Source organism: Asanoa sp. NPDC050611 (assembly GCF_040654855.1).
Classification (GTDB): Bacteria; Actinomycetota; Actinomycetes; order Mycobacteriales; family Micromonosporaceae; genus Asanoa.
Window position 1 is genome coordinate 1 of record NZ_JBFAIU010000583.1, and the last position, 2,592, is coordinate 2,592.

Consider the following 2,592-nt stretch of genomic DNA (forward strand, 5'->3'; position numbering starts at 1 on the left):
GGTTCGTCGGCGACGGTGCGGACGGCGAGCTGGCCGGGGCGGCGGCGGTCGGCATGGCGGTGATCCGCACGACCGAGTTCCAGGACACCAGTCAGGACCGGACGTACCGCCCCTTCCCCGGCACGCCGCGGATCAGCCCGCGGTCCTCGAGGGTCGTGGTGACGCGATGGATGGTGGAGATGCTGACCTCGTACTCGGCGGCCAGGCGCACCGTCGAGGGCAGCTTCTCGCCCGGCCCGAGCTCGCCCGACGTGATCCGGCGGACCAGGTCGTCGAGCACGCGGCGATATTCGGTGGTGGGTTCCACGATGGAGACGCTCGCTTTCCGGTTGGCCACCGCGAGTCCACCACAGGCACCCTTGTCATGTCATCTTGTTGGAACAAGTTGAGATTGCACATTGACCAGATGGAACCAGTTGGAATAGGTTGAGCGGCAGGAACGCGGCGGTCACTTCCGGGTTGGCGCCTACGGTGATCACCCGCGTCCCGGGCGTGGCCGCCGGCTGGGCAGCTCGGCGGCCGCCGCCCCCTGCCGGCCGGCGACCCCCATCTCCGGCCGGCAGGACGGGCGACGCCGGACAACCGCGCCGCGGAGCGCTCGACCCACAGAACAGACCGCCTCGGCCGACCGCGTCGCGGAACCTCCGGCCCGCAGGGCAGGCCCCTCAACCAACCGCGCCGCGGAACCTCCCGCCCGCACGGCAGGCACCTCAACCAACCGCGCCGCCGAACCTCCCGCCCGCACGGCAGGCACCTCAACCAACCGCGCCGCGGAACCTCCCGCCCGCAGGACAGGCCACTTCAACCAACCGCGTCCCGGTCCTCCGACCTACAGAACAGGCCACCTCAACCGACCGCGCCGCGGAACCTCCCGCCCACAGAACAGACCGCCACAACCGACCCCGCCGCGGAACCTCCCGCCCACAGAACAGACCGCCACAACCGACCCCGCCGCGGAACCTCCCGCCGGCCTGGCGGGCCGCCGCAACCGACCGCACCGCGGAAGCGCCGCCGGCAGAGCAGGCAGCCTCAGACGAGCACGTCGCGCGAAGCGCCCGGCAGGACGGCCCGCTTCAGACGAGGGTGTCGCGCAGGATGGGCTGGCGCCACAGCCAGTCGAGATAGTCGCGTAGCTCCGCCGGCGTGGCCAGCCAGCCGCGGTCCATATAGGTCACGATCCGGAGCACCTCCCCCGGCACCAGGTCGTACGCCGTGGCACCCGTCTCCGGCACCGGCGTGTCCGGCGCCACCGTCACCGGGACCGGGATGAGCGCCACCCGCCGTCCCTCGAGTGCCTTCAGGACCGTCAGGAAGACCCGCACCAGGTGGTACGGCGAGACGGTGAGCGCGACGCTGCCGATACCGAGACGCCCCACCTCGGCGGCGATCCACGCCGCCTGCAGCCCCGTGTTAGGCGCCGGTTCCGGTTGGATGACCACGCCCTCCAGCCGGCGCAAACCCAGACCGCGCAGATAGGCAACGGTCAGCGGCACATAGGTCCGCTCGTCCGGGTTCCCGTTCGCCACCAGCAGGTGCCGCGGCGCCGGGTTCGCCTCCCATGCCCGGATCGCGTGGCTCAGCCGCCACTGTTCGCCCTGCCCGCTGACCACCACGAGCGCGTCGACGTGGTCGGCCGCCGACCGCGGCAGGGTCAGCACCATCGTGAGGGCGCGAGCCACGTCCAGGAGCCGCGCGGCGGAGAGTCCGGCGAAGTCATCCTCCCCGACGACCCGGGGCGTCGCATGATCACTTCGCACGAAACCAAGATTAACCGCCGGCCCGGTAGATATGCCGGTACCACCGTTCGTCGTTTCGGTGTGGCGCCCGCGCGGGGCGCCGGCGGGAGGACGTACGACATGGCAGGCAGGGCACGTTGGGCGATCACCGCGGTGTTCGCCGCGAACGGGTTGTTGATAGCCACCATGGCGGCGCGGGCGCCGTCGGTCAAAGTCGACCTCGGGCTCTCCGCGGGACAGCTCGGCCTGACGACCGCCGCGTTCGGGATCGCCGCCGTGCTGGCCATGCAGGGCGCCGGGCGACTCGCGGCGCGGTTCGGCAGCCGCCGGGTCGTGCGCGGCGCCGTCACCGTCCTGCCTCTGCTGCTCGTCGGGACGGCGCTGCCACAGAACCTGGTCGGACTCTCCGCCGCGTTCCTTCTCTTCGGCGCCGCGCACGGCCTCCTCGACGTCACGATGAACGCCCACGCCGTCGCCGTCGAGCGCGAGCTGGGCCGGCCGATCCTCAACGGCTGCCACGCCGCCTGGAGCATCGGTGCGGTCGGCGGCTCGCTGCTCGCCTCGGGGGCCGCGGCGCTGGACCTGTCCCGCGCCGTCCACTTCGGACTCGCGGCCGTCCTGCTCGCACCGGCGGCCGCGCTCTGGACCGCCGCGCTGCTGCCGGCCAGCGCCGACCACGAGACGCAGGCGGTGCGCCGGGCCCGCTGGAGCCGCCCGCTCGTGCTGCTCGGCGCGATGGGCGCGACCGTCCTCACCGTCGAGGCCGCCGTCGCCAACTGGAGCGGGATCTTCCTGCACGAGCAGCTCGCCGCCCCGCTCGGCCTGGCGGCGCTCGGCTACGTCGCGTTCACCGCCT

Annotated in this window: 3 protein-coding genes; 1 reads left to right on the forward strand and 2 read right to left on the reverse strand. The window is 72.8% G+C overall.

Features of this window, described 5'->3' with window-relative positions; genetic code table 11:
• Window positions 1-91: 91 nt before the first annotated feature.
• Together AB0H87_RS40510 and AB0H87_RS40515 are read right to left on the reverse strand one after the other, a co-directional pair.
• Window positions 92-307 carry a winged helix-turn-helix domain-containing protein gene (locus tag AB0H87_RS40510; RefSeq protein WP_360158760.1) on the reverse strand — a complete coding sequence of 72 codons (216 nt, stop codon included), beginning with the start codon at window positions 305-307 and terminating at the stop codon, window positions 92-94.
• A 766-nt stretch (window positions 308-1,073) separates the two neighbouring features.
• Window positions 1,074-1,757 (reverse strand): hypothetical protein, encoded by a 684-nt coding sequence (locus tag AB0H87_RS40515; RefSeq protein WP_360158763.1) that lies wholly within the window; start codon window positions 1,755-1,757, stop codon window positions 1,074-1,076.
• 99 nt (window positions 1,758-1,856) lie between these two features.
• Between AB0H87_RS40515 and AB0H87_RS40520 the strand changes: the two genes are divergently transcribed.
• Window positions 1,857-2,592 (forward strand): MFS transporter (locus tag AB0H87_RS40520; RefSeq protein WP_360158766.1); only part of this gene is annotated, 736 nt, incomplete at its 3' end.